The organism is Desulfuromusa kysingii (assembly GCF_900107645.1).
In the GTDB taxonomy this organism is placed as follows: Bacteria; Desulfobacterota; Desulfuromonadia; order Desulfuromonadales; family Geopsychrobacteraceae; genus Desulfuromusa; species Desulfuromusa kysingii.
The window spans coordinates 342,942-354,846 of the sequence record NZ_FNQN01000002.1; the positions used below are offsets into that span (position 1 = coordinate 342,942).

An 11,905-nucleotide genomic window follows, 5' to 3' on the forward strand; every position below is an offset into this window, starting at 1 on the left:
CCTTTCATTTTAGGGTGATAAATTCCCGTAAATCAGATTCCAGGATGGTTTGCAATTCGGCAAAATCCTCTTCTTGCGTCTCCAAAAGGAGAAAACCGAAAACCGGATACTGACGAAAATCAATCTGTCTGAGCTCAAGCGGATGCTTAAACTTTGTCAGCAACTTTTCGTAGTCAAACGACGCGATGGCATCAATCTCAAAGCCACTTGAGTTATCCAACACAACCATACTGTAGAGCACTCCCTCTTTCCCCTGAAGAAGCTGTGACCAGTCAGGTTTTTGTTGTCCATAAAAATACCGATAGGGATTAAAGCCATAAGCCATGGCGGTCAGGTCTGCGGTCGTGCACCAGCCTCCGAAGCGCATTGCGTTGACTTCGATGGGCAGAACGGTACCATCACGCCCCTTACGCAACTCAATGTGTACGGGAAAGTTTTTCACCCCGGCCAGACGACCAATTTTATCTGCAAAGCGGGTAAATGCCGTCAGGTTCTCCTCAACAATCTCCTTTGATGAGATATAAACTCTGTCACTGACGTCAGCATCCGAAGAGAAAACATGCTTCAGGATCCCCAGAACAACCGCCTCACCCGCATCATTATAATAGACATCGACGGCGAACTCTTCACCATCAATACATTGCTCAATAATAAAAGCATTGGTGTCCAGTACTGAGTCGGGATACAAGCCTTTGACCTGATCGATCTCGGCAACAATTGCCGCCTTGGCTGCCTGCCACTCTTTCTCGTTGGCAACCTTGTAAACGCCCATGCTCATGAAACCAATACTCGGCTTGATGATAAATGGCAGGGGCAGTTGATCAAATTGAAGATCTTGCAACTCATTGAGGTTGACACCGCGGAAATAAAAGTCCGGGAAAATTGTTTGCGTCAATTGACGGAATTTCAATTTATCCTTAAACAGTGCAATTTTGTCTGGCAGATCACTAAAAGACAGGTTCTCCGTTATCCAGCTGATAGCATTCTCAGAGGTTGTGTAGATCGGAAGACTTTGGTTTTGTTGTACCATCTCGATCGCGCGGGATTCACTGATCAGATTCGTGCCGGCATAAAGATCCATCTGTCTGGATAACTCAGTCGCTACCACAGGAATGCCGCTATCCATCATCGTCTGTTTAAAAAAATCTGAAATATAGGGCTTATCGACTAAAAACATTTTCTTTCAACTCCCTCTCTCGTATCGACACCATGCTGATAATCGCAGGTGATATTCAGCACACTGTATAACATCCCCATCACAGACGGGCAATATAGACACAATGGCTCACACTGTGGTTCTCGGTATGTTGTCGCAAGAGATGAAGATAAAGGGCCAAGTTGAGCCAAAGAGGCCTGAACCCCTCAGTCCAAGCGGACGCACAGTTATTCAACCACCCGTGCCCGGACTACCTGCCCCCGAACCTTATCCAAGCTGGTAAAGGGCCCGATTCCAGTCGAAACGGTCTTTGCCTGCTGCGAACCAAGACGGCCGGGAATCTCCATGCGCACGTTCCGCACTTGCCCCTGAACATCCGTGAATTGGACAACAAAACCAATATGGCTAACGCTCTGCTCCGTCCCGTTGCTGACCTGTACCAGAAGATAGTTGCTACGATCGCGACCTAATCTGAGTTGTAAATATTTGTCTGGATTATCAGGCAGATCGAGCCGGACAAAAGCTTGGGCAGCAGCTTTTCCCGCTGTAGAATTGGAGCTTGCTGCGGCTGAAAAATAGTTTTTCGCCGTCACGATATCGCCACTAGCTAAAGATAATTCCCCCAGAGCGTTCATTGCCGGAGCCGTCGGTAGCAAGGTGATACTCTTTTTCAGGTCAGCTTCACCTTGAGCTTTTTCATGCAACTGTAAATGTGCCAATCCGCGTTGCAGATAGTAATGAAAATATTCGCGGTTATACTGCACCGCCCGATCATAGTTCGTGATGGCATCCCGATATTGATGCTGCTTTAAACGCACATCGCCACGCAACGAATGAAATAAAGCCTCGCGAGGTTGCAGCTGCAACGCTTTATTCGCCAGGTTCAGAGCTCGCTCATAATTGTCCTCGCTCAACGCCTTGCGCCCTGCATCATAGGCCTGATACGCATCGCTATCGCGCAACAACGGTGCCAGCGCCTGCTGATAACGATCCCGACCGATTTCTCCGCCCTGCGGCAAGTTAGCCGCCGTGATCCGGTTGGCATCCACCCGCTCCTGTGACGGGGGATGACTGGCAAACAATCCGCTGAGCCAGTTGGCGTCACCGCCTGCAGACAAGCGGACAAAGGTCTCCTGTAATTTTATTGCCGCGCGGGGATCATAACCTGCCTTGGACATGTATTTCATGCCGTAGAAATCGGCTTCAGTTTCAGCATCGCGACTATATCGCTGGGTGATTAATTGTGCCGCAATCCCAGCACCACCGATGGCCAGCTGTGAAAACTCACTATTTTGCGAAGCGATCCCTGCGGCCATAACCGCTCCTTGCAACAGCATCCCCCGCTCCATCCCTTTGGCCCCATGACGCGCGGCAGCATGGACAATTTCATGGCCCAGCACAGCAGCCAATTCCGCCTCGCTCTCAAGCTCCACCAGCAAGCCACGGTTGATGACGATTTTCCCACCGGGGAGCGCCCAGGCATTGGGAGTCGAATCATTGATCACATTAAATTCATACGGTAGGTCGCGATCACTCACCGCCGCCAGTCGTTGCCCGACCCCTTTGACATAAGTGACAACCTGCGGAGAAACATTATAATCTCCCCCTTGCATCTGCCGACTGGGAAGATATTGCTCATTACCGATATTAATCTCAGTCGCTTCAGGGACCAGAGCCAATTCATTCTTTCCCGTGACCGGATTCACAGCACAACCGGACAAACAAAGAAAAACCATCAGCCAGATGAATGCTAATTTTCTCTGCATATTTTTCTCCAATATCTTTATAGTAATCACTTAAGTCATCCACTGAGGATATCACAACTTTAACCAACACGGAAAAGAGGCATTCATGAAATACCTGTTTCTCACTTTATTATCTTTTTCACTGTTGCAATCCAGTGTCTTTGCAAAACCCACAGCCGTTGTCCTCTATCCTACCGGGGCCACGGTTTCTGAACAGACCATCATTGCTCAAGGGAGTCGTACTGCAACGCTACAATTGCCGCATGTTGCCATCCCGGAATCTTTACAACTTGCGCTACCTCAGACAACCGGACCAAGGATCACCGGGATAGAGTTCACCTCGATTCTCCCCGACGCCTCTGACTTCAAAGAGCTTGAAACGCTGATTTCCCGCCTTGAGGGAGAAATTGCCAACCTGGATGACCAGATCCAATCACGCACCTTGGCACTCGATTATTGGAAAAATCAGCAGGAGCTTCCACTTAAAACCCTTGCGGATACGCGGGAGATGGGCAAAATCATTCGCGCTGAAAGCCTCACCCTGCTGCAAGAGGCAAGCAAATTTCGGCAGCAGAAAAGCGAACGTCAGGCACAGCTTGACGAGGCGCGCAAGCAATTACAACAAAAAACCGGTGACAATCAACGCAACTGGCAGGTTCAGATCAGCTTTTCCCAACCACCAACAACGGATCTGGGACTTAGCTATTCCTACCGCATTCGCCGTGCAGGTTGGCAGTCCAGTTACAGCTTAAATGCCCTGCCCGAGCAGAAAAAAATTCAGTGGGTGTGGACCGCAACCATCAGCCAACAGACAGGGATCGACTGGACCGACGTGAAACTGACAATCGCCACCGCCGAACCGGTTTTCACCCTGACACCTCCGGGAAATGCCCCTTGGAATATCCGGGAGCAACAGATAGTAAGAGCACGCAACAGCATGAAAACCATGGCCATGGCAGTGCCACAAGAAGCACTCATGGACGCTGGAACAGAAATGGAGACCCAACCGCTGCCGGAAAGAGTCACCGGCCAACTGTTCGACAGCTACGATCTGGGACAGATCAACATTGCTTCAGGCCAGGAGTCCCGAATGCAAATCAGAGAAGGGATCTGGAACGCCGCCTTTACCTATCTGGCGCGGCCTCTATTATCCGAACAGGTTTTCCTGCAAGCCAATCTTGGGTTAAACGAGGACTTCCTCCCCCTGCCAACCGGTGTCGCTTCCATCCAGGTCGATGGTGTGCATATCGGTCAGCGAAATTTTTCCTTGTATGAAAAAAACAATGTCAACATCAGTTTTGGCAGCGACCCAGGTATTGCCGTCGATGTGCAAACCAACCATGTTGCCGGGGAAAAAGGGTTGTTAGCGCGAAAAAATACCTACAATTGGAACTGGAACATCAGCCTGACGAATCATAAAAATTTCACGATTGATCTCAGAGTGGAAGATTCATATCCCCATTCCGGACATGAGAAAATTGAACTGCAAGAGTTGTTCTCTCCACCGCTACCGCTTCGGGAAGAAGATCAGTTGGTCTGGAATCTATCCATCCCACCACAGCAAGAGCAGCAGATCAATTACGGCTACCAAGTGACCTACCCTGAAGACATGCCGGTCTCGTTAGGACGATAAAACCGAAACGCAAAAAGGGCAGCCGACGGGCTGCCCTTTTTATTAAACGGAGGATTATCTGTGCTTTAGTTCTTAGCAGAAACAGTTTTCCGGCCACTTTTCTTGACGGCTTCTTTGGTCATACCGAACAGGGTCAATACCGCGGGAACCAGTTGGGCGACGATGAGCAAGGCACAAAATCCGACAAACAGTAGAACCAGGATGCCACTGTTATAGGTCTGGGTGGTGTCCACAGCGAAGGCAGGGACGGCGAACAGGATCAGGCTCAGGGTGGCGATAATAGCTTTCATGATGGTCTCCTTTAAATTGTTGGGTAAATTATGTTTCTATATTTGTTGCGTTTATTGTTTTAGTGATTTGTCACTTGTTTGCGATCACGGCCAAACAATCCTTTGAGGGTCCCGACCAACATGATCGTCGCAGGGACCAGTTGGCAGATAATGATCAGAGCAAAGAAGCCGACAAACAAAGAGATGAGTAATCCAGCACTACCGCCAGTGGTGTTTCCTGCCGCAAAAGCCGAAGAAGAAAAAGTGATCAGGGCGATTAAGGTATTGCGTAATGTGTTTTTCATGGCGTCCTCCATCTCTTATGTTTGGTTGCTTTTTGTTTTGCTAATGACCAGATATAAAGCAGTGAACGTGCCAAGTTTAAAAAAATAAACACTAAAGATAGGTAAAATACTGAAAATAAAGGGAGTTTTATTTATGAAACTGGCAAGAAACCGTGGAGGTTGCTGATTCAGCTGTATATAGAAGACATACAACTAAACGGATTGAACGATTGAAAAACATCCCGCTAAAAACTGTAACTAGCTAAAATTATTAATTTCTAAGCAAGTATATAATTTGTATATTTTTTTATTTTTTAAAAATATTTTATTTATGCAGAGCAAAAAACGCATCAAAGAACAGTCGTTGAGAGGATGTCAACGGCGACAACGTTGATCTCCGCTGACAAAATCAGTAATATCGCAACCTCACTCCTGTTGCCATGAGATGATAAAAATGGATAAAACCAAACCAATCAACCCGATTGCATATCAGCCCGGTTTAAAAAAAATCCGCAAACGCCGTTGGTTTCTGTGGGCGGTTATCTGTGCCTACCTGCCAGCGATGATGATCGCCCTTGATTCTCCCGATTACAGGAATCGCGCGACCGTTGTTTTTTGCGTCTGGATTGCTTTGCTTATTATCGCGGTTGTCTTCGCCTGTATTGTCCGCTGCCCCCGTTGTGGTGAGTGCTTCCATACCCACGGGCCAACCTTTCTCCCCTTGCGCCGCTGTCTTCATTGTGCTCTCCATATCAACGCTGATAAAAGGGGGGCAGAAGCGATCTCGCCCCAAGCAAAACCGCCGAAGAAAAAATAGTTCATTGCCCTTGGCACACAAACCAAGTAATCTTGGCACATTATTGTCGCTAGCTTGCTGCTGTCTGGGAGGTCACAATGGATGAAACAGAAGAGGTCAGCCCTGAAGAATTACAGTCCGGTCTCAAGAAAATCCGTCGCCGCCGTTGGTTTTTCTGGATCCTCATTATGGCTTACTTACCAGCGATGTTGCTTGCGCTGCGGAGTGCACAGCCAAACCAAGCCGTGGGCATCGTCTTTCTCGTCTGGATTATCCTGTTGATTATTTCTGTCACCCTCCTCGCTCTGGTAAGGTGTCCACAATGTGGAAACTGTTTTCATATGAACGGCTTCCTGTTCCGTCCGGTCAGACGATGCTTTCATTGCAAGTTACATGTCACCGCTGATAAGCAGAAATCGAAGCAATAACACATTATTGACAACAAAAAAGGCCGTCCCTGCTGGAACGGCCTTGCATATATTATGGTAATGATTCTTTATTCTGCCTTGGGAATCATCCCTTCCAAGGTTCCTTCTATCATCTCTGCAAATTGCTTCAGATTTGCCGCAGCAGAGTCTTCCAGGTCATTCCACGCCACCCGGATACTATCATCTTCAGCCTCTCCTCTTTTTAAATAGAAATGGGAATCGAGTTCAATTTCTACGGTAACGTTATCGGTCTGAATCCTAAGCATCGTCAATCTCCATCGTTAAAATATCAAATCTTGCGCTGACGTTAACAGGGCAAATGATCACCCTTACTTGTTGCGGCTCGCTTTTTCATCAATCCCCGAGACCCCAAAACGGCGACGCAGCTCGGCGTAAACTTTCTCTGGTGGCAAATCGTAATATCCCAGCAATATCAGCACGTGAAAAAACAGATCGGCGGCTTCATAAACAATCTCGTCCGGGTTGCCCCCTTTACCTGCGACGGCGGTTTCAGTCGCCTCTTCACCAATTTTGCTGAGAATTTTATCCAAACCTTTATCAAATAAAGATTTGACGTAAGATTTTTCCCCGTCAGCCATCTGCTTGCGTTGGAGAACAATCTGGTAGACCGCTTCGAGAATATCCTGCTCTTGGTTGTTTTCTTCAGACATGATGATCTTCCCTATTATCGATTAAATTCTGGCCGGAACACCGCGCTGCTGCAGATATTCCTTACATTCAGCGATGGTGTATTCCTTAAAGTGAAAGATAGAGGCTGCAAGTGCGGCACTGGCGCCCCCTTCAACCAACCCTTCGCGAATATGCTCCAGATTGCCAACCCCACCTGAGGCGATCACCGGAATCTCAACGGCGTCACTCACAGCTCGGGTGAGGGCGATATCATAGCCATCTTTGGTGCCATCACAATCCATCGAGGTCAGGAGAATTTCACCACAACCCAAACGTTCCATCTGTTGCGCCCAGGCAATAGCATCGATACCGGTCTCTTTACGTCCGCCATGGGTGTAGACCTCCCAAGCTTGCGGCTGGGAGCAGGGCACTCGACGGGCGTCAATAGCGACAACAATGCACTGACTGCCAAAACGCTCTGCTGCTTTGCGTACAAATTCAGGATTTTGCACCGCTGCAGTGTTAATGGAAACCTTGTCAGCCCCGGCATTGAGGAGGTTACGGATATCGGCGATTTCCCGCACACCACCGCCGACAGTCAGCGGCATGAACACCCGCTCTGCAGTTTTAGCCACAACATCGAGAATAATGCCACGATTATCACTACTGGCAGTGATATCCAGAAAAGTCAGTTCGTCAGCACCTTGATCACTATAGGCTTCTGCCGCTTCAACCGGATCTCCGGCGTCGCGTAAACCGACAAAATTGACCCCTTTGACGACGCGACCGTCTTTGACATCAAGACAGGGTATAATCCGTTTCGTCAACATCAGCATCCCCCTTTTGTCAGCGCAACCGCTTCGCGCAAATCAATGGCGCCAGAGTAGATCGCTTTGCCGGTAATCACCCCAGTGACCCCGGAGGATTCAATCTGCAAGAGTTTACGGATATCGTCCAAAGTTGACAGTCCGCCGGAAGCTATGACCGGGATAATGATCGCTTCAGCTAATGCTCGGGTCGCCTCAATGTTTGGCCCCTGCATCATGCCATCACGGGAGATGTCGGTATAGATGATGGCCTCAACCCCAAAACCTTCCATCTCTTTGGCCATCTCCGTGGCTTTTTTCTCGGTCACATCGGCCCAACCACGGACAGCCACCAAACCATCTTTGGCGTCAATTCCAACGACAATCTGTCCGGGAAACTTGCGACAGGCTTCCTTGACCAGAGCAGGATTTTCTTTGGCGACGGTGCCGAGAATCACCCGGGTTATCCCCAGATCCAGATAAGCCTCGATGGTTTCCAGATCACGGATGCCACCACCCAATTCAGAGGGAATATTTATGGCGTTGACAATCGACTGTATTGCAGATTTATTTTTTGGCACCCCGGCAAAAGCGCCATCAAGGTCAACAATGTGGAGAAATTCTCCCCCCTGCTGCTGCCAGAGGAGGGCCTGAGCGGCAGGATCATCATTGTAGACCGTATCTTTATCCATCAGACCCTGCTCCAAACGGACGCAGTGTCCCCCTTTAAGATCTATTGCAGGTAGAATAATCACCTTATAATTCTCCAAAATTTTTAAATATGTTCAGTCCAACGGCTTGACTTTTTTCAGGATGAAACTGGGTTGCCATTATATTATCGCGCCACAGGGATGCACAAAAATCGATATCACCATAACGGCAACTGGCTGCAATATCACTGTGATTTTCTGCGTCACAATAATAGGAGTGGACAAAATAAACGAAACTTTGATCCTCCGTTCCAACAAAAAGGGGGGACTGTTGTTGAATGTTGATATTATTCCACCCCATGTGCGGCACCTTGAGACGTTCATTGTTCTCCACCATCCCCGAAGGAAAGCGGACAACTTTCCCAGGAATCAGTCCTAACCCCTGATGGCGACCGAACTCTTCACTCTCGTCAAACAGCATCTGCATGCCGACACAGATCCCCAGCAAGGGTTTTCCCGCATCAATATGTGCCAGCAACGGCTCAACGAAACCGCCATCGCGAAAATGATGAATACAGTCCCGGAACGCTCCTACGCCAGGCAAAACAACCTTATCTGCGGTCTCGATATCTTTAGGATCAGCGCTCACACGCACCTCGAATCCAAGGCGTTCAAAAGCCTTTTCAACGCTGCGCAGATTGCCCATTTCATAGTCAATAACATTAATCATCGTGCTATTTACTCCAGCAGGTGGGAAAATTTCCAACAAAGAGGCGCAGAGAAAGGAGATACAATCGTCACAAATAAACTCTGCGTCTCTCCCTCTCAGTGTCTGTGCGTTAAAGATTGTCCCGCTTCATTATTCCAGTTTCCCTTTTGTCGACAACACTCCATGAATCCGAGGATCGAGCCCGGTCGCTTCATCCAGTGCGCGGCCAAAAGCCTTGAAAATCCCTTCAATGATATGGTGCAGATTATCGCCATAAGCCAGATTGACATGGATATTGGCCCCTGAATGGTTACAGAAGGCGACAAAAAATTCCGCGACCAGTTCGGTATCAAAATCGCCAACCTTCGCTTTGGGCAGATCGACATTAAACACCAGAAAAGGTCGGCCGGAAAAATCGATAACCACCGAAGATAGAGCCTCATGCATGGGCATCGTCGAACGTCCAAAGCGGCGGACTCCAGACTTGTCTCCCAAGGCTTTCTTGAACGTCTCCCCGAGGACAATGCCAAGATCTTCAACCGTATGGTGGGCATCAATTTCCGTGTCGCCGGTCGCCTGAACGGTCAAATCAAAAAATCCGTGCCGCGCGACGGCGGAGAGCATGTGGTTAAAAAATGGGACCGGACTCTCAATATGGTGCTGCCCTGAGCCATCCAGATTCAGTTCAATACTGATGTTGGTCTCTTTGGTTTCACGACTGATTTTTGCTGTACGGATCATATATTTTCTCCTGTACGGACAACCCCGTGTCTGTCCGGCGGCTATTTCTTCAAGCGGATAGAAACCGACTTGGCGTGTGCTTCCAGCCCTTCCAGTTCAGCAATCTGAATAATCTCTTGACTGAGCCGTTGCAATCCACCTTCAGTAAATGAGAGGATGCTCGATTTTTTAACAAAATCATCCAGAGACAGCGGTGAAAAGAATCGGGCCGTTCCGCCAGTTGGCAAGGTGTGATTGGGTCCGGCGAGGTAATCCCCGGCAGCTTCCGGAGTGTGATGCCCCATAAAAATAGCACCAGCGTGGCGGATCGCGGAGAGAATCGCAAATGGGTTATCAACTGCCAGTTCAAGATGCTCGGGGGCGATCCTATTTGAAAATTCAATCGCTTCAGACAAATCTTCAGCGAGGATAATGGCCCCGAAATCATCAATCGATTGGCGGGCAATGGTTTCCCGACTCAGCTGTTGCAGTTGTTTTTCAACTTCGTCCTGAACCGCGATCGCCATCGTCTCGGAACTGGTCACCAGAATTGCCGAAGCTAACTCATCGTGTTCAGCCTGAGATAACAAGTCCGCAGCAATATGAGCGGCATTCCCGCTCCCATCGTTAATCACCAGAATCTCACTGGGTCCGGCGATCATATCGATATCAACCTGCCCGAAGACCAGTTTTTTGGCGATCGCGACATAGATATTCCCCGGTCCAGTAATCTTGTCGACCCGGGGTACGGATGCTGTTCCGTAAGCCAGCGCGGCAACAGCTTGAGCACCACCCAGCTTGAAGATTCGATCGACACCGGCAATCTTGGCCGCAGCCAGAACATGGGGATTCACTTCCCCCCCCGGCATCGGAACCACCATAATCACTTCGGCAACTCCGGCTACTTTGGCAGGGACAGCATTCATCAACACCGAAGAAGGGTAAGCCGCTTTCCCACCGGGGACATAGATACCAACCCGATCCAATGGCCGCACCATCTGCCCGAGGAGGACATCATCTTCATCAGTGGACAGCCAGGTTTCCTGCTTCTGTTTCGCGTGATAGGCTGCAATCCTGTCAGCAGCCAGTTGTAACCCTGCCATTGATTCGTCACTAACGGCAGCCAATGCTGTGTCAATTTCAGCAGCACTGACCTCAATCGTTTCAACCGTCAGATCAATCCGGTCAAATTTGGCGCTCAGTTCAAACAACGCGACATCGCCGCGCTTTCTGACATCGGCAATAATGGTCTTGACCGTTTCCTCAATGACGTCGGGAACCTCATCCGCCCGCTGTTCAATCCGTTGCAACTGTGCAGAGAAATCGGGATCACTAAATTTTAAAATTCGCATCATACGGAACTCCACAACCTATAAAGATATTTTAACCTCATCGCCAATAACCTTTTCCAGACCATCAATGATTTTGCTGATGCGCTCATGTTTGGTTTTTAGACTGGCGCGATTGACAATCAATCGACTGGTGACCTCAGCGATGGTTTCCACTTCAACCATATTATTGGCCTTAAGCGTGCCGCCAGTTGATACCAGGTCAACGATTCGTTCCGACAACCCCACCAATGGCGCGAGTTCAATAGAACCATATAGTTTAATCAACTCGACCTGCACCCCTTTGGCAGCGAAATACTTCTCGGTGATATTCGGATACTTGGTCGCAACCCGGATATTTGACCAGTTGAGGGGATTGTCTGATTGCTGCATCGACTTGGGTTCAGCAACCACCAAGCGGCAATAGCCAAACTTCAGATCCAGGGGTTCGTAGAGATTCTTCCCTTGTTCCAGCAGTGTATCCTTACCGACAACCCCGATATCGGCACAACCGTACTCGACATAGGTGGGGACATCCGTTGCCCGAACCGCCATAAAACGCAATTTAAGGTCCGCGTTTTCAAAAACCAACTTCCGGCTTTTTTCGCTCATCTCCGGGCAGGTAATGCCGATTTGAGCAAATAGCTCCATCGAATCCTGCATAATTCGCCCTTTTGGCAAGGCGAAGGTAATCCAATCATTCATTATTCATACCTTTTTCTCTCTCAAATAACTGCAAAGAGGGTTAAGC

The 11,905-nt window shown here is 48.8% G+C and carries 15 protein-coding genes; 3 read left to right on the forward strand and 12 right to left on the reverse strand.

What is annotated here, in order from left to right; translation table 11 throughout:
* Window positions 1-4 precede the first annotated feature (4 nt).
* Complete coding sequence (locus BLU87_RS04715) at window positions 5-1,177, reverse strand: ATP-grasp domain-containing protein (RefSeq protein ID WP_092345210.1); 1,173 nt, start codon at window positions 1,175-1,177, stop codon at window positions 5-7.
* A gap of 206 nt (window positions 1,178-1,383) precedes the next feature.
* Window positions 1,384-2,922, reverse strand: coding sequence for a M48 family metalloprotease (locus BLU87_RS04720; RefSeq protein WP_092345212.1), 1,539 nt, complete (start codon window positions 2,920-2,922; stop codon window positions 1,384-1,386).
* A gap of 85 nt (window positions 2,923-3,007) precedes the next feature.
* On the opposite strand from BLU87_RS04720, the gene BLU87_RS04725 reads away from it, so the two are divergent.
* The gene (locus BLU87_RS04725; protein WP_092345214.1) at window positions 3,008-4,534 is read left to right on the forward strand and encodes a mucoidy inhibitor MuiA family protein; all 1,527 of its coding nucleotides are present in this window, start codon (window positions 3,008-3,010) and stop codon (window positions 4,532-4,534) included.
* 65 nt (window positions 4,535-4,599) lie between these two features.
* Here BLU87_RS04725 and BLU87_RS04730 read toward each other — a convergent pair whose 3' ends face one another.
* Both BLU87_RS04730 and BLU87_RS04735 read right to left on the reverse strand, forming a co-directional pair.
* Window positions 4,600-4,824 carry a hypothetical protein gene (locus BLU87_RS04730; RefSeq protein ID WP_092345216.1) on the reverse strand — a complete coding sequence of 75 codons (225 nt, stop codon included), beginning with the start codon at window positions 4,822-4,824 and terminating at the stop codon, window positions 4,600-4,602.
* Between the two features lie 59 nt (window positions 4,825-4,883).
* Window positions 4,884-5,108: a hypothetical protein gene (locus BLU87_RS04735; RefSeq protein WP_092345219.1), complete on the reverse strand. Its 225-nt coding sequence runs from the start codon at window positions 5,106-5,108 to the stop codon at window positions 4,884-4,886.
* Window positions 5,109-5,541: 433 nt separating this feature from the next.
* Here BLU87_RS04735 and BLU87_RS04740 point away from each other — a divergent pair, with 433 nt between their 5' ends.
* Together BLU87_RS04740 and BLU87_RS04745 are read left to right on the forward strand one after the other, a co-directional pair.
* Window positions 5,542-5,904 (forward strand): hypothetical protein, encoded by a 363-nt coding sequence (locus BLU87_RS04740; protein ID WP_092345221.1) that lies wholly within the window; start codon window positions 5,542-5,544, stop codon window positions 5,902-5,904.
* A gap of 77 nt (window positions 5,905-5,981) precedes the next feature.
* Complete coding sequence (locus BLU87_RS04745) at window positions 5,982-6,311, forward strand: hypothetical protein (protein ID WP_092345223.1); 330 nt, start codon at window positions 5,982-5,984, stop codon at window positions 6,309-6,311.
* 68 nt (window positions 6,312-6,379) lie between these two features.
* Here BLU87_RS04745 and BLU87_RS04750 read toward each other — a convergent pair whose 3' ends face one another.
* The 8 genes from BLU87_RS04750 to hisG form a co-directional block, all read right to left on the reverse strand.
* Window positions 6,380-6,577, reverse strand: coding sequence for a hypothetical protein (locus BLU87_RS04750; RefSeq protein WP_092345225.1), 198 nt, complete (start codon window positions 6,575-6,577; stop codon window positions 6,380-6,382).
* A gap of 63 nt (window positions 6,578-6,640) precedes the next feature.
* On the reverse strand, window positions 6,641-6,982 hold the full coding sequence (locus BLU87_RS04755; protein WP_092345227.1) for a phosphoribosyl-ATP diphosphatase: 342 nt from the start codon (window positions 6,980-6,982) through the stop codon (window positions 6,641-6,643).
* Between the two features lie 21 nt (window positions 6,983-7,003).
* Window positions 7,004-7,771, reverse strand: coding sequence for an imidazole glycerol phosphate synthase subunit HisF (gene hisF / locus BLU87_RS04760; RefSeq protein ID WP_092345229.1), 768 nt, complete (start codon window positions 7,769-7,771; stop codon window positions 7,004-7,006).
* Window positions 7,771-8,502 carry a 1-(5-phosphoribosyl)-5-[(5-phosphoribosylamino)methylideneamino]imidazole-4-carboxamide isomerase gene (gene hisA, locus BLU87_RS04765; RefSeq protein ID WP_092345231.1) on the reverse strand — a complete coding sequence of 244 codons (732 nt, stop codon included), beginning with the start codon at window positions 8,500-8,502 and terminating at the stop codon, window positions 7,771-7,773. The genes hisF and hisA overlap by 1 nt, the downstream gene beginning before the upstream one ends.
* A gap of 1 nt (window position 8,503) precedes the next feature.
* Window positions 8,504-9,127 (reverse strand): imidazole glycerol phosphate synthase subunit HisH, encoded by a 624-nt coding sequence (gene hisH / locus BLU87_RS04770; RefSeq protein ID WP_092345233.1) that lies wholly within the window; start codon window positions 9,125-9,127, stop codon window positions 8,504-8,506.
* A 129-nt stretch (window positions 9,128-9,256) separates the two neighbouring features.
* On the reverse strand, window positions 9,257-9,847 hold the full coding sequence (gene hisB, locus BLU87_RS04775) for an imidazoleglycerol-phosphate dehydratase HisB (protein WP_092345235.1): 591 nt from the start codon (window positions 9,845-9,847) through the stop codon (window positions 9,257-9,259).
* A 41-nt stretch (window positions 9,848-9,888) separates the two neighbouring features.
* Window positions 9,889-11,178, reverse strand: a complete 1,290-nt coding sequence (gene hisD, locus BLU87_RS04780) for a histidinol dehydrogenase (protein ID WP_175498276.1) — start codon at window positions 11,176-11,178, stop codon at window positions 9,889-9,891.
* Window positions 11,179-11,196: 18 nt separating this feature from the next.
* Window positions 11,197-11,859: an ATP phosphoribosyltransferase gene (gene hisG / locus BLU87_RS04785; RefSeq protein WP_092345239.1), complete on the reverse strand. Its 663-nt coding sequence runs from the start codon at window positions 11,857-11,859 to the stop codon at window positions 11,197-11,199.
* Between the last annotated feature and the right edge of the window lie 46 nt (window positions 11,860-11,905).

Coding starts and splice junctions, on each gene's coding strand:
- BLU87_RS04715 (WP_092345210.1), bottom strand. CDS start 1,177: ATGTTTTTAGTCGATAAGCCCTATATTTCAGATTTTTTTAAACAGACG.
- BLU87_RS04720 (WP_092345212.1), bottom strand. CDS start 2,922: ATGCAGAGAAAATTAGCATTCATCTGGCTGATGGTTTTTCTTTGTTTG.
- BLU87_RS04725 (WP_092345214.1), top strand. CDS start 3,008: ATGAAATACCTGTTTCTCACTTTATTATCTTTTTCACTGTTGCAATCC.
- BLU87_RS04730 (WP_092345216.1), bottom strand. CDS start 4,824: ATGAAAGCTATTATCGCCACCCTGAGCCTGATCCTGTTCGCCGTCCCT.
- BLU87_RS04735 (WP_092345219.1), bottom strand. CDS start 5,108: ATGAAAAACACATTACGCAATACCTTAATCGCCCTGATCACTTTTTCT.
- BLU87_RS04740 (WP_092345221.1), top strand. CDS start 5,542: ATGGATAAAACCAAACCAATCAACCCGATTGCATATCAGCCCGGTTTA.
- BLU87_RS04745 (WP_092345223.1), top strand. CDS start 5,982: ATGGATGAAACAGAAGAGGTCAGCCCTGAAGAATTACAGTCCGGTCTC.
- BLU87_RS04750 (WP_092345225.1), bottom strand. CDS start 6,577: ATGCTTAGGATTCAGACCGATAACGTTACCGTAGAAATTGAACTCGAT.
- BLU87_RS04755 (WP_092345227.1), bottom strand. CDS start 6,982: ATGTCTGAAGAAAACAACCAAGAGCAGGATATTCTCGAAGCGGTCTAC.
- hisF (WP_092345229.1), bottom strand. CDS start 7,771: ATGTTGACGAAACGGATTATACCCTGTCTTGATGTCAAAGACGGTCGC.
- hisH (WP_092345233.1), bottom strand. CDS start 9,127: ATGATTAATGTTATTGACTATGAAATGGGCAATCTGCGCAGCGTTGAA.
- hisB (WP_092345235.1), bottom strand. CDS start 9,847: ATGATCCGTACAGCAAAAATCAGTCGTGAAACCAAAGAGACCAACATC.
- hisD (WP_175498276.1), bottom strand. CDS start 11,178: ATGCGAATTTTAAAATTTAGTGATCCCGATTTCTCTGCACAGTTGCAA.
- hisG (WP_092345239.1), bottom strand. CDS start 11,859: ATGAATGATTGGATTACCTTCGCCTTGCCAAAAGGGCGAATTATGCAG.